This is a genomic window from Eoetvoesiella sp. (assembly GCF_035555955.1).
GTDB lineage: Bacteria > Pseudomonadota > Gammaproteobacteria > Burkholderiales > Burkholderiaceae_B > Eoetvoesia.
Genome location: NZ_DATMGA010000033.1, coordinates 1 through 17,613 on the forward strand (window position 1 = coordinate 1; position 17,613 = coordinate 17,613).

Annotated in this window: 19 protein-coding genes; 10 read left to right on the forward strand and 9 right to left on the reverse strand. The window is 63.4% G+C overall.

Features of this window, described 5'->3' with window-relative positions:
- From proB to VNT00_RS09645, 6 genes are all read right to left on the reverse strand, one after another.
- The coding region (proB, locus tag VNT00_RS09620; protein WP_325586861.1) for a glutamate 5-kinase at positions 1 to 589 on the reverse strand (589 nt) is incomplete at its 3' end.
- Between the two features lie 120 nt (positions 590 to 709).
- Positions 710 to 1,813, reverse strand: coding sequence for a GTPase ObgE (gene obgE / locus VNT00_RS09625; protein WP_325586863.1), 1,104 nt, complete (start codon positions 1,811 to 1,813; stop codon positions 710 to 712).
- A gap of 70 nt (positions 1,814 to 1,883) precedes the next feature.
- Entirely contained in the window at positions 1,884 to 2,144 is a 261-nt protein-coding gene (gene rpmA, locus VNT00_RS09630) for a 50S ribosomal protein L27 (RefSeq protein ID WP_325586865.1), read from the reverse strand.
- Positions 2,145 to 2,179: 35 nt separating this feature from the next.
- Entirely contained in the window at positions 2,180 to 2,491 is a 312-nt protein-coding gene (gene rplU / locus VNT00_RS09635) for a 50S ribosomal protein L21 (protein WP_113933035.1), read from the reverse strand.
- A gap of 131 nt (positions 2,492 to 2,622) precedes the next feature.
- A complete protein-coding gene (gene argJ, locus VNT00_RS09640) occupies positions 2,623 to 3,849 on the reverse strand; it encodes a bifunctional glutamate N-acetyltransferase/amino-acid acetyltransferase ArgJ (protein ID WP_325586868.1) in 1,227 nt (408 codons plus the stop codon).
- A gap of 81 nt (positions 3,850 to 3,930) precedes the next feature.
- Positions 3,931 to 4,437, reverse strand: a complete 507-nt coding sequence (locus tag VNT00_RS09645) for a MarR family winged helix-turn-helix transcriptional regulator (protein ID WP_325586870.1) — start codon at positions 4,435 to 4,437, stop codon at positions 3,931 to 3,933.
- Positions 4,438 to 4,766: 329 nt separating this feature from the next.
- On the opposite strand from VNT00_RS09645, the gene VNT00_RS09650 reads away from it, so the two are divergent.
- The 6 genes from VNT00_RS09650 to VNT00_RS09675 all read left to right on the forward strand — a co-directional run bounded on the left by VNT00_RS09650 (position 4,767) and on the right by VNT00_RS09675 (position 12,260).
- Positions 4,767 to 7,103, forward strand: a complete 2,337-nt coding sequence (locus VNT00_RS09650; RefSeq protein WP_325586872.1) for a bifunctional salicylyl-CoA 5-hydroxylase/oxidoreductase — start codon at positions 4,767 to 4,769, stop codon at positions 7,101 to 7,103.
- Positions 7,100 to 7,888, forward strand: a complete 789-nt coding sequence (locus VNT00_RS09655) for an SDR family NAD(P)-dependent oxidoreductase (RefSeq protein WP_325586874.1) — start codon at positions 7,100 to 7,102, stop codon at positions 7,886 to 7,888. The genes VNT00_RS09650 and VNT00_RS09655 overlap by 4 nt, the downstream gene beginning before the upstream one ends.
- Before the next feature lie 33 nt (positions 7,889 to 7,921).
- Positions 7,922 to 8,773, forward strand: coding sequence for an enoyl-CoA hydratase family protein (locus VNT00_RS09660; RefSeq protein ID WP_325586876.1), 852 nt, complete (start codon positions 7,922 to 7,924; stop codon positions 8,771 to 8,773).
- Complete coding sequence (locus VNT00_RS09665) at positions 8,774 to 9,943, forward strand: acyl-CoA dehydrogenase family protein (RefSeq protein WP_325586878.1); 1,170 nt, start codon at positions 8,774 to 8,776, stop codon at positions 9,941 to 9,943.
- A gap of 104 nt (positions 9,944 to 10,047) precedes the next feature.
- Positions 10,048 to 11,691: an AMP-binding protein gene (locus tag VNT00_RS09670; protein ID WP_325586880.1), complete on the forward strand. Its 1,644-nt coding sequence runs from the start codon at positions 10,048 to 10,050 to the stop codon at positions 11,689 to 11,691.
- Between the two features lie 158 nt (positions 11,692 to 11,849).
- The gene (locus tag VNT00_RS09675; protein ID WP_325586882.1) at positions 11,850 to 12,260 is read left to right on the forward strand and encodes a RidA family protein; all 411 of its coding nucleotides are present in this window, start codon (positions 11,850 to 11,852) and stop codon (positions 12,258 to 12,260) included.
- A gap of 200 nt (positions 12,261 to 12,460) precedes the next feature.
- Here VNT00_RS09675 and hemL read toward each other — a convergent pair whose 3' ends face one another.
- From hemL to thiD, 3 genes are read right to left on the reverse strand one after another with little or no spacing between them, the layout of a single operon-like run.
- Positions 12,461 to 13,738 carry a glutamate-1-semialdehyde 2,1-aminomutase gene (hemL, locus tag VNT00_RS09680; RefSeq protein WP_325586884.1) on the reverse strand — a complete coding sequence of 426 codons (1,278 nt, stop codon included), beginning with the start codon at positions 13,736 to 13,738 and terminating at the stop codon, positions 12,461 to 12,463.
- A 56-nt stretch (positions 13,739 to 13,794) separates the two neighbouring features.
- Positions 13,795 to 14,448 carry a thiamine phosphate synthase gene (gene thiE, locus VNT00_RS09685; protein WP_325586886.1) on the reverse strand — a complete coding sequence of 218 codons (654 nt, stop codon included), beginning with the start codon at positions 14,446 to 14,448 and terminating at the stop codon, positions 13,795 to 13,797.
- Positions 14,445 to 15,239: a bifunctional hydroxymethylpyrimidine kinase/phosphomethylpyrimidine kinase gene (gene thiD / locus VNT00_RS09690; RefSeq protein WP_325586888.1), complete on the reverse strand. Its 795-nt coding sequence runs from the start codon at positions 15,237 to 15,239 to the stop codon at positions 14,445 to 14,447. Before thiD ends, thiE begins: the two co-directional genes overlap by 4 nt.
- 153 nt (positions 15,240 to 15,392) lie before the next feature.
- Here thiD and VNT00_RS09695 point away from each other — a divergent pair, with 153 nt between their 5' ends.
- The 4 genes from VNT00_RS09695 (at position 15,393) to VNT00_RS09710 (ending at position 17,582) form a co-directional block, all read left to right on the forward strand.
- Positions 15,393 to 15,557 (forward strand): rubredoxin, encoded by a 165-nt coding sequence (locus tag VNT00_RS09695; RefSeq protein WP_026068197.1) that lies wholly within the window; start codon positions 15,393 to 15,395, stop codon positions 15,555 to 15,557.
- A gap of 93 nt (positions 15,558 to 15,650) precedes the next feature.
- Complete coding sequence (locus tag VNT00_RS09700; RefSeq protein ID WP_325586893.1) at positions 15,651 to 16,241, forward strand: YqgE/AlgH family protein; 591 nt, start codon at positions 15,651 to 15,653, stop codon at positions 16,239 to 16,241.
- Positions 16,234 to 16,632, forward strand: a complete 399-nt coding sequence (gene ruvX, locus VNT00_RS09705; RefSeq protein WP_325586895.1) for a Holliday junction resolvase RuvX — start codon at positions 16,234 to 16,236, stop codon at positions 16,630 to 16,632. The genes VNT00_RS09700 and ruvX overlap by 8 nt, the downstream gene beginning before the upstream one ends.
- A gap of 200 nt (positions 16,633 to 16,832) precedes the next feature.
- Complete coding sequence (locus VNT00_RS09710) at positions 16,833 to 17,582, forward strand: lysophospholipid acyltransferase family protein (RefSeq protein WP_325586897.1); 750 nt, start codon at positions 16,833 to 16,835, stop codon at positions 17,580 to 17,582.
- The last annotated feature ends 31 nt before the right edge of the window (positions 17,583 to 17,613 follow it).

Sequence of the window (17,613 nt, forward strand, 5' to 3'; positions counted from 1 at the left end):
AGCGCGCGGCCGGGTCGCGGCGCGGGTCGGCTTCGTACAGGCCGCGCTGGTCGGTCAGGATGATGAGCGCATCGGCTTCGATCAGGTTGGTGACCAGGGCGCCGAGCGTATCGTTGTCGCCCAGGCGTATTTCGTCGGTGACGACGGTGTCGTTTTCGTTGACGATGGGCACGACGCCCAGCGAGAGCAGGGTGTACAGCGTGCTGCGGGCATTGAGGTAGCGCCTGCGGTCGGACAGGTCTTCGTGGGTCAGCAGGATTTGCGCGGTGCGTATGCCGTGGCGCGCGAAAGCCGCTTCGTAGGCCTGCGCCAGGCCCATCTGGCCCACCGCCGCGGCGGCCTGCAGTTCGTGCATGGTGTGGGGGCGCACTGCCCAGCCAAGGCGGGCCATGCCTTCGGCGATGGCGCCGCTGGACACCAGAACGACTTCCCGGCCCTGGCCATGCAGCACGGCGATCTGCTCGGCCCATTGCTCCACCGCCACCAGGTCGATGCCGCGGCCCTCGTTGGTGACGAGCGACGACCCCACTTTGGCGACCAGGCGCTTGGCTTTGGCTATGACCGATTTGGCGGTTGTGTCGGAGGGCATGATGTAGTCAGAAGTAGGGAAGGTCGCAACGCCGTGATTTTACCCGCATGCGCCGCGCTATCGACAATGGCGGCGTAAAGCGCTGCGAACCGTGTTGCGTGCGAGCGCCGGCAGGCGGCTTCAGCCTTCGCCGCGGGTCGTATCGAAACGCGGGTCCTCGGCAATGTAGGAGCCGTCGGCCTTGTCTTGTTCGATCTGGGCTTTTTGGCGTTCGGCGTCGAGCCAGTCCTGGAGTTGCCAGATCAGTTCCTGGGTGCCTTCGCCGTTCAGGGCCGAGATGCTGAATACCGGGCCTTTCCATTCCAGGGCCTTGCATAGGCGCTGCTTGACGTCTTCCGGGTCGGCCACCATGTCCAGCTTGTTGAGCACCAGCCAGCGCGGCTTTTCGTACAGGGCGGGGTCGTAGCGGCGCAGTTCCTCGACGATGGCGCGGGCGTCGGCCGCGGCCTGTTCGACGGGGTCGATTTCGGGGTCGGGCGACGAGACGTCGACCAGGTGCAGCAGGACGCGGGTACGCGACAGGTGGCGCAGGAACAGGTGGCCCAGCCCGGCGCCTTCCGAGGCTCCTTCGATGAGGCCGGGAATATCGGCCACGACGAAGCTGCGCGATTCCGAGGTGCGCACCACCCCCAGGTTGGGATGCAGGGTGGTGAAAGGGTAGTCGGCGATCTTGGGCCGCGCGTTGGAAATCTTGCTGATCAGCGTGGATTTGCCCGCATTGGGCAGGCCCAGCAGGCCGACATCGGCCAGGACCTTGAGTTCGAGCCTGAGCTTGCGCTGCTCGCCTTCCTTGCCGGGAGTCCATTGGCGCGGCGCGCGGTTGGTGCTGGACTTGAAGTGCAGATTGCCCAGCCCGCCCTCGCCGCCGGCGGCAAGCACGACCTTTTCCTGGTGACGGTCGAGGTCGAACAACTGCTCGCCGGTCTCGGCGTCGAATATGGTGGTGCCTACGGGAACCCGCAGCGTGATGTCGGGCGCGGCAGCGCCGTATTGATCCGAGCCGCGGCCGTTTTCGCCGTTCTTGGCGCGGTGCAGGCGGGCATAGCGGAAATCGACCAAGGTGTTGATGTTGCGGTCGGCGATGGCGAATATGGTGCCGCCGCGCCCGCCGTCCCCGCCGTCGGGGCCGCCCTTGGGGATGAATTTTTCGCGACGAAAGCTCGACACGCCATTGCCCCCCTTGCCGGCGATGACTTCGATGGTGGCTTCATCTACGAATTTCATGATTTTTTGACCAGTAAGACAAAAAGCCCCGCCGTCACGGCAGGGCTTTGGCAAGACAGCAGTCCGGGAATTACTCGGCTGCGATCACGGAAACGGTGCGTTTGTTGAGCGCGCCCTTGATCGTGAACTTGACGGTGCCGTCGACCAGCGAGAACAGTGTGTGGTCCTTGCCGATGCCGACATTCGTGCCGGGGTGGAATTGCGTGCCGCGCTGGCGAACGATGATGGAACCTGCGTTGATGGCCTGGCCACCGTAGATTTTCACACCAAGCCGTTTCGATTCCGAGTCGCGACCGTTGCGCGTAGAGCCGCCGCCCTTTTTGTGTGCCATGTTTAGCTCCTGCTATGCAAACAGTTGATTGACAATTAAGCCGTGACAGCTTCGATGCGAAGCTCGGTGTAGTTCTGGCGATGGCCTTGACGCTTTTGATAGTGCTTGCGACGGCGCATCTTGAAGATCTTGACCTTGTCGTGACGACCTTGCGCAAGAACTGTTGCCTTGACCACGGCGCCAGCAACCAAAGGCGTGCCAATCTTTAATTGGTCACCTTCGCCAACCGACAAAACCTGGTCCAGCGTGATTTCTTGCCCAATGTCTGCCGGTATCTGTTCTACCTTGAGTTTTTGTCCTGCGGCAACACGATACTGTTTGCCGCCGGTTTTTATGACCGCGTACATGTGGGTAACCTCTAGATTTTTAACTTGGCAAAATGCCAAGCTAAGCATGATAACGCTTTTTTACGTGGTAAGTCAAGGGCTTGCGCAGGCGCTGCACAGTGCCGACGCGGCCCTTGTGCCCGGCGGGCCGCTCAGGAGCGGTAGTCGGCGTTGATGCTGACGTATTCGTGCGAGAAATCGCAGGTGTAGACGGTTTCGGCCACGTCGCCGCGTCCCAGGGCGATGCGGACGGTTATTTCGGCTTCCTTCATGACGCGCTGGCCGTCTTCTTCCTGGTATTGCGGATGGCGCTGGCCGTTGCTGGCCACCAGCACGTCTCCCAGCCACAGATTGACCGAGGAGACTTCCAGGTCGGCGATGCCGGCATAGCCGATGGCGGCCAGGATGCGGCCCAGGTTGGGGTCGGATGCGTAGAAAGCGGTCTTGACCAGCGGCGACTGCGCCACGGCATAGGCGACCTTGAGGGCTTCGTCGGTGTCCTTGGCCTGTTCGACCTGGATGGTCATGAACTTGGTGGCGCCTTCGGCGTCGCGCACGATTTTCCGGGCCAGTTCGGCGGCGGCGTCGGCCAGGGCGTCGAACAGGGCGGCAAAATGCGGGTCTTTGCTGCTGTCGATGTTCAGCCCGCTCTGGCCCGTGGCCATGATGATGAACGAGTCGTTGGTGGACGTGTCGCCGTCGACGGTGATGCGGTTGAAGGAGCGGTTGGCGATGGCCCGCGTCATGTCCTTGAGCAGGGCCGGGCCGATGCCGGCGTCGGTGCCCAGGTAGCCCAGCATGGTGGCCATATTGGGCCGTATCATGCCTGCGCCCTTGCTGATGCCGGTGATGGTGACGGTTTTGCCGCCCAGTTCCATGCGGCGCGACACGATCTTGGGCAGGGTGTCGGTGGTCATGATGGCGTGGGCCGCCTCGAACCAGTTGTCGGCCTTGGAGCTGGCAATGGCCTGCGGTAGTGCTGCGATCAGCCGGTCGACGGGCAGGGGTTCCAGGATGACGCCGGTGGAAAACGGCAGGATCTGCTGGGAATTGAGCCCCAGCAGCGAAGCCAGCGCCTTGCAGGTGTCCTGCGAGGCCTGCAGGCCGCTGTCGCCGGTGCCGGCGTTGGCATTGCCGGTGTTGACGACCAGGGCCCGGATTTCGGGTTCGGCCATGAGATGGCTTTCGCACACCTGCACCGGTGCGGCGCGGAAACGGTTTTGCGTGAACACGCCGGCGACCAAGGTTCCGGGGGCCAGTTGGAAGACGGTGAGGTCCTTGCGGTCGGCCTTGCGTATGCCCGCTTCGGCGATGCCGATTTCTATGCCGGGAACGGCGTGGATTTCGGATTCTGGGGGGATGTACAGGTTGACGGCCATAGCGAAGACACCAGCGAAAAAGGAAGCCGCCATTTTACTCGAAGCGCGGCCCTGCGCCCGCAGGCGGCGCCTTGCGGCCGTTCAGGAGCGCAAGGTAAGCTGGGTCTGGACGATGAGCTTGAGCTCGCCCAGCGCCTCGAACAGGTTTTTCTTGCTTTTTTCCGACATGCCGGCCATGACGCCTTGTATCCATTGCTCGTGGGACTCGGCCATTTTGCGGAAGGTGCGCTTGCCCTTGGCGGTGAGCTTGATGATGGAGCTGCGGCGGTCGGTGGCGACCTTGTTGCGCTCGACCATGCCTTCTTTCTCGAGCTGGTCGGTGATGCCGGTGATATTGCCGTTGGTAACCATCATGTGCCTGGAAAGCTCGCTCATTTTCATGCCTTCGGGCGCGCGCAGCAGTTGGGCCATGAGGTCGAAGCGCGGCAGGGTGGTTTCGTATTCGGTGCGCAGGCGGCTGCGGATGTCGCTTTCCAGCAAGTTGCAACAGGTCAGCAGGCGCAGCCATAGCCGAAGATCGCCGTGGTCTTCGGGCCGGGCCCTGGATTCCAGATCCGGGGTGGTTGCATTGAGGTAGGAATCGGTCATGGCTTTGCTTTCGTGGAGGTTCGCCGGGGCGATTTGTCTTTATGGGCGGCAGCGGGGCGGGGCCGTCTCCTGTGCGGGTGTTTCCGTATTTTCCCTAAATCTAAACAGCCTAAACTATTACTGTCAAGAAGGTTTAACCTTCAACATATAAAAAAACAGGGTAGCTGCGAAAAATCTCTTGCCACGCCTGTTCTTTGACTATATAGTTTAAGCTTAAAGTATATGGATTTGCCCGCCCCTGCCTGATCATGCCGCTTGTGCATTGTGCCAGCCGGTAACAGGAACAGCCCAGGCGGACGCCTGTTGTTGGAACGTACCCGGAGAGACGCATGAACATAGTTTGTATTGGCGGTGGCCCCGCTGGCCTGTATTTCGGTTTGCTGATGAAACTTAGCGACCCCACGCACGAAGTCACCGTCATCGAGCGGAATCGTCCTTACGACACCTTTGGCTGGGGCGTGGTTTTTTCCGATGCCACCCTCGAAAACCTGAAGGAAGCCGATCCGGTGTCGGCCGAGCAGATCAGCCAGGCCTTCAACCACTGGGACGACATCGCCATTCATTACAAGGGCCGCAGCATCCGCAGCGGCGGCCACGGCTTCATCGGCATCGGCCGCAAGAAACTGCTGAATATCCTGCAGGCCCGCTGCGAAGAGCTGGACGTCAAGCTGGTGTTCGAAACCGAGGTCTCCGACGACCAGGCCATCGCCGAACAGTACAAGGCCGATATCGTCATCGCCTCCGACGGCTTGAACAGCCGCATCCGCACGCGCTACCAAGACACCTACAAGCCCGACATCGACACGCGCGAATGCCGTTTCGTGTGGCTGGGCACCAAGCAGACCTTCGACGCCTTCACCTTTGCTTTCGTACAGACCGAGCACGGCTGGTTCCAGGCGCACGCCTACCAGTTCGAAGATGGCATGTCGACCTTCATCGTCGAAACCCTGGACAGCACCTGGAAGGCCGCCGGCCTGGACACCATGAGCCAGGAAGACGGCATCGCCTATTGCGAAAAACTGTTCGCCCCGTGGCTGGGCGGCAATGCGCTGATCAGCAACGCAACCCACCTGCGCGGCTCGGCCATCTGGATCCGCTTCCCCCGCGTCATCTGCGACACCTGGGTGCACGAGCAAAAGCTGCCCAGCGGGCGCACCGTGCCCGTCGTGCTCATGGGCGATGCCGCGCACACCGCGCATTTCTCCATTGGCTCGGGCACCAAGCTTGCGCTGGAAGACGCCATCGAGCTGCGGCGCTCCATCCTGGCCAACGACAACAACCTGGCCGCCGGCCTGCATCATTACGAAGAAGTGCGCAGCGTCGAAGTCCTGAAAATCCAGAACGCCGCGCGCAACTCCACCGAGTGGTTCGAAAACGTCGAGCGCTATGCCGCGCTCGAGCCCGAGCAGTTCGCCTATTCGCTGCTGACCCGCTCGCAGCGGATTTCGCACGAAAACCTGCGCCTGCGCGACCCCAAGTGGCTGGAAGGCTACGAACGCTGGCTGTCGGGCAAGCACGAGGCCCAGGCGGGCGAGCGTCCCGTGCCGCCCATGCACATTCCCTTCAAGCTGCGCACCGTCACGCTCAAGAACCGCATCGTGGTCTCGCCCATGGCCATGTATTCCTGCGTCGACGGCGTTCCGGGCGATTTCCACCTTGTGCACCTGGGTTCGCGCGCCATGGGCGGCGCCGGCCTGGTCATGGTCGAAATGACCTGCGTCTCGCCGGAAGGCCGCATCACCCCGGGATGCCCGGGGCTGTGGACCGACGAGCAGGCGGTCGCTTTCAAGCGCATCGTTGATTTCATACACGGCAATTCCGACGCCAAAATCGGCATCCAGCTCGGCCATGCGGGCCGCAAGGCTTCCACTCGCGTAAGCTGGGAAGGCACCGATCTGCCGCTGCTCGAAGGCAACTGGCCCATTATCTCGGCTTCGGCCCTGCCTTACATAGAAGGCGTGTCGCAAGTGCCCCAGGCCATGACGCGCCAGCAAATGGACGAAGTCCGCGACGAGTTCGTGGCCGCCACACGCCGCGCCATGGCTGCCGGCTTCGACCTGCTCGAGCTGCATTGCGCGCACGGCTACCTGCTGTCGTCGTTCATTTCGCCGCTTACCAATCTGCGCACCGACGAATACGGCGGCTCGCTCGACAACCGCCTGCGCTATCCGCTCGAGGTCTTCGAGGCCATACGCCAGGTCTGGCCGGCGCAACTGCCCATGTCGGTGCGTATTTCCGCGCACGACTGGGTCGAGGGCGGCATCACGCCCGACGACGCCGTCGAGATCGCGCGCCGCTTCAAGGCCGCGGGTGTCGATCTGGTGGACTGCTCTTCCGGCCAGGTCAGCAAGGCCGAGCAGCCCGTTTACGGCCGTATGTTCCAGACGCCGTTCGCCGACCGCGTACGCAACGAATCGGGAATCTCCACCATGGCGGTGGGCGCCATTTTCGAGGCCGACCACGTCAACAGCATCATCGCCTCGGGGCGCGCCGACCTGTGCGCCCTGGCCCGCCCGCATCTGGCGGACGCCGCCTGGACGCTGCGCGAGTCGGCCCGTATCGGCTATACCGACATCAGCTGGCCCAAGCAGTACTTCCCGGCCAAGCGCCAGCTTGAAACCAACTTCGAACGGGCTGCCGCCTACGCGCAGCAGATCGGCAAATGAGCGGCGCAGGCACGCTGGCGCGGCGCCACGCGCTGGTTACCGGAGGCTCGCGCGGCATCGGCTACGCCGTAGCGCAGCGGCTGCTGGAGCAGGGCGCCCGCGTTACCTTGCTGGGCCGCGACGTCAAGTCGCTGCAGCAGGCGGTGGACAGCCTGGCCGAATATGGCGAGGCGGGCTTCGTCAGCGCCAATATTTCCCAGCAGGCCGACGTGCGCAAGGCGTTTGCGCAAGCGGTCGAGCGTTTCGGGGTCATCGACATCCTGGTCAACAACGCCGGGCAGGCGGTCAGCGAACGCTTCGACCGGCTCGATGAGGCGGCCTGGGAAAAAATGATCGCCGTCAACCTGACCGGCACCTTCCATTGCATCCAGGCGGCCCTGCCAGGCATGCTCGAGCAGCAGTGGGGGCGCATCGTCAACGTGGCCAGCACCGCCGGCCTGGCGGGGTATGCCTATGTCAGCGCCTACTGCGCCGCCAAGCACGGGGTGATCGGCCTGACCCGCTCCCTGGCCCTGGAAACCGCCAAAAAGGGGGTGACGGTCAATGCGGTATGCCCGGGCTATACCGAGACCGACCTGGTTCAAGAGGCCCTGGACAACATCATGCAAAAAACCGGCATGAGCCGCGATCAGGCAAAAGCCAAGCTAGCCGAAGGCAATCCGCAGGGCAAGCTCGTACAACCCGCCGAAGTGGCCGATGCGGTGGCGTGGCTTTGCCAGCCGGGCGCATCGGCGGTAAACGGCCAGTCCATTCCCGTCGACGGGGGAGAAGTCATGGTTGGCTAGGCGCCGCCATCGTACTCAAGGAGAAAAATACAGATGACTCAAACCGAACACACCATGGCCCACCACAGGCAGCCGATGGCCGGCTACACGCCGCGCAATTTCCTCTGGAGCGTGTCCGGCGACGGCAAGGTTGCCACCATTACCCTGAATCGCCCCGAGCGCAAGAATCCGCTTACGTTCGAGTCGTACGCCGAGCTGCGCGATCTGTTCCGCAGCCTGGTGTACGCCAGCGACATCAAGATCGTGGTCGTGACCGGTGCCGGCGGCAACTTCTGCTCGGGGGGCGATGTGCACGAAATCATCGGGCCGCTCACCAAGATGACCATGCCGCAATTGCTGGAGTTCACGCGCATGACCGGCGACCTGGTCAAGGCCATGCGCGCCTGCCCGCAGCCCATCATTGCCGCCGTGGACGGCGTATGCGCCGGCGCCGGCGCCATCGTGGCGATGGCGTCCGACATGCGCCTGGGCACGCCGCAGGCCCGCACCGCCTTCCTGTTCACTCGCGTCGGCCTGGCCGGCTGCGACATGGGCGCCTGCGCCATCCTGCCGCGCGTGATCGGCCAGGGCCGGGCTTCCGAACTGCTTTACACCGGGCGCGCCATGAGCGCCGAAGAAGGCCAGGCCTGGGGCTTCTTCAATAGCCTGCATGCTTCAGACGCCCTGCTGGATGCCGCCCACAAGCTGGCGGATCAATTGGCCGCCGGCCCCACCTTCGCCCACGGCGTGACCAAGAAAATGCTGCACCAGGAGTGGAGCATGGGAGTGGACGAGGCGATCGAATCCGAAGCCCAGGCCCAGGCCATCTGCATGCAGACCCAGGACTTCCGCCGGGCGTACGAAGCGTTCGTCGCCAAACAGAAACCCGTATTCGAAGGTGATTGAATGAGCGACCTGACCTGGACCGACTGGCCTTTCTTCGACGAGCGCCACCAGCAGCTGGCGCGTGAGCTGGATGCCTGGTGCTCCAGCACCCTTCACGGCATAGACCATTCCGACACCGACGCCGCCTGCAAGCACTTGGTGCATGCGCTGGGCGAAGCGGGCTGGCTGAAGATTGCCGTGCCCCAGGGGCCGGACGGAGCGTGGGGCGGCCGTTGGCCCGAAATCGACTCGCGCTCGCTGTGCATCATGCGCGAGACCCTGGCGCGCTACGACGGCCTGGCCGATTTTGCGTTCGCCATGCAAGGCCTGGGCAGCGGCGCCATTTCCATTGCCGGCAGCGATGACCTGCGCCGGCGCTATCTGCCTCGCGTCTCCAGCGGCCAGGCCATCGCGGCTTTCGCCTTGTCCGAACCCGATGCGGGCTCCGACGTGGCGGCCATGTCGTGCGAGGCCAGGCTCGACGGCGACTCGTACGTGCTCAACGGCGAGAAGACCTGGATATCCAATGGCGGCATTGCCGATTTCTACTGCGTGTTCGTGCGCACGGGCGAAGCGCCGGGCGCGCGCGGCATCTCGGCCTTTGTGGTCGATGCCGGCACGCCGGGCTTTTCCATCGCCGAGCGCATCGACGTCATTGCGCCTCACCCCTTGGCCAGGCTGCGCTTCGATAATTGCCGCATCCCCGTTTCGCAGCGCCTGGGCGATGCCGGCCAGGGTTTCAAAATCGCCATGATGACGCTGGACATTTTCCGCGCTTCGGTGGCGGGCGCCGCGCTGGGTTTTGCGCGCCGCGCCCTCAGCGAGGGGCTGGCGCGCGCCAAGTCCCGCAAGATGTTCGGCCAGACTCTGGGCGACCTGCAGCTGACCCAGGCCGCGCTGGGCGACATGGCGACCGAAATCGACGCCGCCGCCTTGCTGACCTACCGTGCCGCCTGGATGCGCGACGTCAAGGGTGTGCGCACTACGCGCGAAGCCGCCATGGCCAAGATGGCGGCCACCGAATCCGCGCAGCGCGTCATCGATCGCGCGCTGCAGATGTTCGGCGGCGAAGGTGTCGTATCGGGCCGGCCGGTTGAAAAGCTGTATCGCGAAATCCGCGCCCTGCGCATCTACGAAGGCGCGACCGAAGTGCAAAAGCTGATCATCGCGCGAGAGCTCATGAAAGAATAATCAGGCAAGCGCGCGGGCATTGCGCCATGCAATGCGGCAAGCCCCGCAGCGGATGCGGGGCCGCGAAGACGATGCGCCGATCTTGAAAATACAGGAGATAGGAAATGGAAAAATCAGGACATACCGACACCTTTGCGCGCGATCACTTGCCGCCGCTTGCCGAGTGGCCCGAGCTGCTGCTCGACGGCAACCCCGACGTCGACTATCCGGCGCGCCTGAACTGCGCCGTCGAACTGGTGGACGCCCATGTCGCCCGGGGAAACGGGGATCGCGTGGCCTTGTTTTGGCGCGATGGCGCTGAAAAGAAAAGCATGACGTACCGGCAGCTCATGGAGCTGACCAACCGCATCGCGCACGTGCTGACCGAAGACATGCAGCTGCAGCCGGGCAACCGCGTGCTGCTGCGCGGGCCCAACAACCCCATGATGGCGGCGTCCTGGCTGGCCGCCGTCAAGGCCGGCCTGGTAACCGTGCCCACCATGCCCTTGCTGCGAGCGATCGAACTCAAGGCCATTATCGACAAGGGCCAGGTTTGCGCCGTGCTGAGCGACAAGCGGCTGGCCGACGACGTCGAGGCCTGCATGGACTCCAGCCACGCCGCGTATTGCCCCACCTTGAAGCAGGCGCGCTACTTTCACGACGACGGCCCCGATTCGCTGGACACGCTGGCCCGCTCCAAGCCCGCCGAGTATCGCGCCTGCGACACCGCCGTCGACGATGTCTGCCTTATCGCCTTTACCAGCGGCACCACTGGCCGTCCCAAGGGCTGCATGAATTTCCATCGCGATGTGCTGGCCATGTGCGATACGTTCTCCAAGCATATTCTGCGCACCAATGCGAACGACATCGTATGCGGCACGCCGCCCCTGGCCTTTACCTTCGGCCTGGGAGGCCTGCTGTGCTTTCCCTTGCGGGCGGGCGGCGCCACGGTGCTCACCGAAAAAGTCACGCCTGCCGAGCTGCTGCAAACCATTCAGGATTTCCGTGCCACCATGGTTTTCACGGCGCCCACCTTTTACCGGCAGATGGCGGCCCTGGTCGGCAATTACGACCTGTCCAGCCTGAAGACCACCGTTTCGGCTGGCGAGGCCTTGCCCGATGCGACCCGCCAGTTGTGGAAGCAGGCCACCGGAATCGAAATGACGGACGGCATCGGCGGCACCGAGATGATCCACGTGTATGTGTCGAGCGCGCCCGAAAACGTGCGCCGCGGCGCTATCGGCACTGTCGTGCCGGGCTATATTGCGCAGGTGGTGGACGAAAACCTGAAGCCGGTTCCCTTTGGCACGGTCGGCCGGCTGGCCGTCAAGGGCCCTACGGGCTGCCGCTACCTGGACGACGAGCGCCAGCGCGTTTTCGTCCAGGAGGGCTGGAACTTTCCGGGCGATACTTTCGCCATGGATGAAGACGGCTATCTGTACTACCAGGCGCGCAACGACGACATGATCATCTCGGCCGGCTACAACATCGCCGGCCCCGAGGTCGAAGACGCCCTGCTGCTGCACGAAGCGGTGGCCGAGTGCGGCGTGGTGGGCGTGCCCGACGAAAGCCGGGGCAATATCGTCAAGGCCTATATCGTGCTCAAGCCCGGTTTCGAAGGCAGCGATGCCCTGGTCAAGACGCTGCAGGAGCACGTGAAATCCGCAATTGCTCCGTACAAGTATCCGCGCGCCATCGAGTTCGTGGAAACCCTGCCCCGCACGGAAACCGGCAAGCTGCAGCGCTTCGTGCTGCGCAAGAAGCAATAAGGTGTGTGGAAGGCCGGCATTCCCGCCAAAGGATACGCCGAAGTCTTCCATGCGCAGAGTCACTATTGAAGAGCTCCGGGAAAACCGCTTTTCCGGATTTGATGAATGCGGCAGGCGCCCTACGGGCGAGCATCGCTATTGATTTGCATGAGGAACACATGAAAACTCTACAGCCACCTAATTGGACAGCACCGCGCGGTTACGCCAACGGCACCATGGCGGAAATGACTGCCGGCAGCCGTATTCTTTTCATCGGCGGCCAGATCGGCTGGAATGCGCAGCAGCAATTTGAAAGCGACGATCTGGCCGAGCAGGTCGGCCAGACCCTGCGCAATATCGTGGCCGTCCTGAAAGAGGGCGGGGCGGGGCCCGAACACATGACGCGCATGACCTGGTATTTGCGCGACAAGAAGGAATACGTTGCCTCGCTGAGCGCCATCGGCAAGCAGTACCGTGAAGTCCTGGGCAAGAATTTCCCCGCCATGACGGCTGTCGAGGTGGCCGATCTGGTCGAAGACCGGGCCAGGGTGGAAATCGAAGTCACGGCCGTCGTGCCGCCTGCCGTCTGATACGGCCGCTGTATAACGACCGCCGTGGTCGTTTTGGCCGGCATCTAAAAAGGGCCGCCGCTGCGATTCAATCGTGCAGCGGCGGCCCTTTTTTTTGCCGCCGGGCCGTCCCAAGGCAAAAAGCCCCCCCCCCCTGGGGGGGGGGCAGCAAGCCACGTAGTGGCGAAGCGTGGGGGGCTTTTTTGGCCCGGCGGGCGGCGTTACAGCTTGGCGAAGACCTGTTCGGCGGCGTCCAGCGTTGCCTGGATGATCTGGTCGTCGTGGGTGGCGGAAACAAAGCCCGCCTCGAACGCCGACGGCGCGAAATACACGCCCTTGATCAGCATGGCGTGAAAGAACTTCTTGAAGCGCTCGGCGTCGCAGGCTGCGACTTCGGCGTAGGTGGACGGCACCTGGCCGGTGAAGTACATGCCGAACATCCCGCCGACCGAGTCGGCGCAAAACGGAATGCCCGCCGCGGCGGCGCGTTCGGTCAGGCCTGCGGCCAGCTTCCGGGTTTGCGCAGCGAGTTTTTCATAGAAGCCCGGTTCGGACAATAGCCGCAGCGTGGCCAGGCCCGCCGCCACGGCGACCGGGTTGCCCGACAGCGTGCCGGCCTGGTACACCGGCCCCACGGGCGCAATGTATTCCATGATGTCGGCGCGCCCGCCGAAGGCGCCCACCGGCATTCCGCCGCCGATGACTTTGGCCAGGGTGGTGATGTCGGGCGTGATGCCGGTAAGGCCCTGCACGCCTTGCGGCCCGGCGCGAAAGCCCGTCATGACCTCGTCGAAGATCAGCAGCGCGCCGTGCTGGGTGCAGAGTTCGCGCAGGCCCTGCAGAAAGCCGGCCGCCGGCCTGATGAGGTTCATGTTGCCGGCGATGGGTTCGACGATGATGCAGGCGATTTCCTTGCTGTATTGTTCGAATGCCTTGCGGACGGCGTCGAGGTCGTTGTAGTCCAGGACCAGCGTGTGCTGGATGAATTCGGGCGGCACCCCGGCCGAGGTGGGGTTGCCGAAGGTCAGCATGCCCGAGCCGGCCTTGACCAGCAGGCTGTCGGCATGGCCGTGGTAGCAGCCTTCGAACTTGATGATCTTGGGGCGATTGGTATAGCCGCGCGCCAGGCGGATGGCGCTCATGGTGGCTTCGGTGCCCGAGCTGACCAGGCGGACTTTCTCGATGGAGGGTATGCGTTTTGCGATGGCCTCGGCGATTTCGATCTCGCCTTCGGTGGGAGCCCCGAAGGAAAGTCCGTCGACTGCGGCCTCCTGAACGGCGCGGATGATTTCGGGATGGGCGTGGCCCAGGATGGCGGGGCCCCACGAGCCGACGTAGTCGATGTACCGGGTGTCGTCGGCATCCCACAAGTACGGGCCCTGGGCGCGCTTTATGAAGCGTGGAGCGCCGCCCACCGAGCGAAAGGCGCGGACGGGGGAATTGACCCCGCCGGGAATGGTTTGGCAGGCGCGTTCGAATAAAGCGGTGTTGCGGGACATGGTGTGGACTCTATAACGGGTAAGCAAAAAAAGCGCCGGGCGGGGCCCGGCCGGCGTCAGCCTTTGAACAGGGCGCTGCAGCGCGCTGCCGTCGCCTGGATGTCGGGTGTTTCGAAAAGCCCGCTGATCAAGGCGATGCTGTCGGCGCCCGCCTGGATGACCGGCGCGGCGTTTTCGGGGGTGATGCCGCCGATGGCGACCACTGCGGCGCGCGGTGTTTTTTCCTGAGCCAGGGCCAGCCGCAGGCCTTCGCGCACGTCGTCCAGCGAGGCGCGCACCGTGTCGGGCTTGACGGTGGAGGGGTAGATGGCTCCGAAGGCGATGTAGTCGACGTCCAGTTCCAGGGCCTTGCGGGCCAGCTCGGGTTCGTTGTAGCAGGAACAGCCGACGATCTTGCCGGGCCCCAGCGCCTGGCGCGCTTCGGACAGGCTGCCGTCGCCTCGGCCCAGGTGGACGCCGTCGGCTTCGGCGGCCAGGGCAAGCTGCAGGTTGTCGTTGACGATGAACAGGATGCCGTGCTGCCTGCAGCATTCGGCCAGGGCCAGCGCCTGCGCCAGATGCTCTTGGTGCGAGCCCGATTTACGGCGCCATTGCAGGGCGGTCATGCCGCCGCGCGCCGCTTCGGCGACCGCGAGGATCAGTCGTTCGGTGTCGGGCCATTCTGGGGTAATGCCGTACAGGCCTTTTGGAAATCGTGGAGGAAGGCTCATGGTATGGATCGGTTGATCAGCCGGCTGCCCATGCCGGGCTGGAAAGTGGAAGCGGCCAGCGGTTCGGCCAGGGCCAGGGCGGTTTCGACGGCCTGGGGCATGGCCGAGCCCTTGCCAAGCTCGATGGCCAGCGCGCAGCTGAGCGGGCCGTTCGGATTGGCCAGGCGGGGCGGGGGCGCTTGCCACTCCCAGTTGAAGGTGGCCTGTTCGGGACCGTGCAGCAGACAGGCCTTGTGGCCCGGCCGTATGGGAAAGCCCGTGCTCAGCACCCACCGGGCGCCGTATTCCTGCAATACCCGGACAGGCGGATCGGTGTCGGAGCCTGCCAGCAGGCCGTCGGTTTTCCAGTGCGCGAGCAGGTTGTGCTCGGCAAGCACGAGATTGGTTTGCGGCAGCAGTAGTTCGAACAGCGCCGAAAGGACTTCCTCGGGGTCGTCGTCTTCCAGCAGGGAGTTGTCGGGCAGGGCCTCCAGGTGCAGCATGAGAGGCATGTGCGAGTAGTCGGCGGCGATCTGGGCCAGCACCCTGACGGATTCAATGTTATAAAGGCCCCCGACCTTGATGGCCTGTATGTTCATGTCTTCGAGCACGCAGCGTATTTGGTCGTCGATGAGCTCTGGGGACAGGATTTGGATGTCTTCGGTGGAGACGGTGTCCTGAACGTGTACGGCCGTAATGGCGCTTAGGGCGTGCCCGCCCAGTCTGGCACAGGTTACCGCGTCGGCAGGCAGGCTGCCCGAGCCGCTTGGATCGAAAGCGCCGACGACGAGAACTAGGGTGGGGTTGGACATTGATACGGAAAAAGGGCTATTTGAATGTTTTTTCAACATCTTTGGTTAATATCAAAGATGTAGGCGTTGAGTTTGGCGATAATGCCCCCATTCTAATTGAAGCGCCCACAGTTGGCTGGATTTCGCGCTTGATATTTTCAGAGAGTAACAAACATGCGTACCTGGATGTGCCTGATCTGCGGTTGGATCTATGATGAAGAAGCGGGTGTTCCCGAAGAGGGAATCGCTCCCGGGACGCGCTGGGAAGACGTACCCCCAAACTGGGTCTGCCCTGAGTGCGGCGCCCGCAAGGAAGATTTCGAATTGGTCGAGGTCTAAGCCTTTCCAGACGCCGACTGCAAATTCGTGCGGACGTTCGGTAACGTCTCGGATACAATAAAAGCGCAGCGGTTTCGGTCAAGGAGGCAAGCCATGGAACACTACAATAAGCCACATGCCGCATCTAGCGCCGATTTGTCGCAACAGTTGTTGCTGGCCATGCCCGGCATGGTCTCGGGCAATCTGGCCAATACCGTCATCTACCTTTGCGAACACACCGAGCATGGCGCGCTTGGCCTGGTCATCAATCGTCCCACCGATCTCACAGTGGGCAATTTGCTGCAGCGCATCGACCTCGATCTGTCGCTCGAGATCGGGCCCATCCAGGAGGCGCCGGTGTTTTTCGGCGGCCCCGTTCAAACCGACCGGGGTTTTGTGCTGCACGCCCCCGTCGGTGAATACAGCTCCAGCATTCGTCTTGGCGAGCTGGCGCTGACCACTTCGCGCGACATCCTGCAGGAAGTGGCCCAGGGCCACGGCCCGTCGCAAATCCTCATCACCCTGGGCTATGCGGGCTGGGGGGCGGGCCAGCTGGAAAGCGAGATGGCGCAAAATGCCTGGCTCAACATGGGGGCGTCCAACGAGATCCTGTTCAGCGTTCCCCCGGAAATGCGCTACGAAGCCTCCCTGGCGCAGCTTGGCATCAACTCGTCCATGCTGACGGGCGACGCGGGCCATGCCTGAAGAAACCCTGCTGGCGCTGGACTACGGTACAAAAAAAATCGGGGTGGCCATCGGCAACACCCTGACCCGCCAGGCCAGGCCCCTGGAGGTCTTGGTTTCCTCCACGCGCGACCAGCGTTTTGCGTCTTTGGCCAGGCTGTTCGACCAGTGGCGGCCGGACCGCATCGTCGTCGGCCTGCCTTTGGCCCTGGATGGCAGCGAACAGTACACCTCGATGCGCTGCCGGCGCTTCGCCAATCAACTCAGGGGGCGCTTCGGCGCTGTCGTCGAGCTGGTCGACGAACGCGGCTCCAGCCTCGAGGCGCAAGAGCTTCTGGGAACCAACGAGGCCGACGACGCCATGGCGGCGGCGGTCATCCTGCAGCGCTATTTCGATTCCCTGCCGGCCTGACGCCAAGGCCTGGCCCGCCTTGCCGGCGGATCCGGGCATCCGGATTTCAATGCAAGAGCCTGGGCCGGCCGGCAGTTCCTGACCAAACCGCGCACGAGCGGGTAATATTACGCCCAGGCTTCGGGCAGGCGGTTCGGCCGATGCGCATGCGCAAACCGGCCGGGTTGCGCGCAAGCTGGAACATTGTGGGAGAAATTGATTTGGGTTTGCTGCTTTTCGTATTCCGAGCGCCTTTGGTGATTATCTGGATAGCCTCCAGCCTGCTTTCCGTTGCCGTCGTCTACCCCATCCTGCCCCTGGCGGGGCGCAATGCCATGAACCAGGCCTGGTCGCGCGCGTTGATGAAGATCTGCGGCGTGCGCGTGCGCGTGCATGGCCAGCCCATGATGAGCGGCGCTTCGCTTTGGGTGGCCAATCATGTATCGTGGATCGACATCTTCATATTGAGCAGCGTGCGTTGCGTGGCCTTTGTCGCCAAAAGCGAGATACGGCAGTGGCCTGTCATCGGCTGGCTGGTGGCCAAGGCGGGCACGGTGTTTCTCAACCGGCGCCAGCGCCAGGCCATCAAAGAGGTCAGCAACCAGATGGAGCACCGCTTTGCGCGGGGCGAGGTGCTGGGCTTGTTCGCCGAAGGCACGACCTCGACCGGCTTCGACATCCTGCCGTTCCGCTCCAGCTTGTTCGACCCCGCCATCCATGCCTCGGTCGACGTTCAGCCGGTGGCGCTGCGGTTCTATCACCGGGGAGTGCGCAGCGGCCGTCTGTCCTTTGTGGGTGAACAGACTCTCGTGCAGAACCTGTGCATCCTGATCAGCGCCACCCAGGTCATGGTCGAGGTGGAGTTCCTGCCCGTGCTGCCGGCCGACTATTGCCGTGAATTGGGCCGCGTCAAGCTGGCGGAGCATGCGCACGATCTGATCGGCAAGGCCGTGCGCTCGCACAGCGACTAGGGCCTGCAAGCCACAATATTAAGGAGTCGCT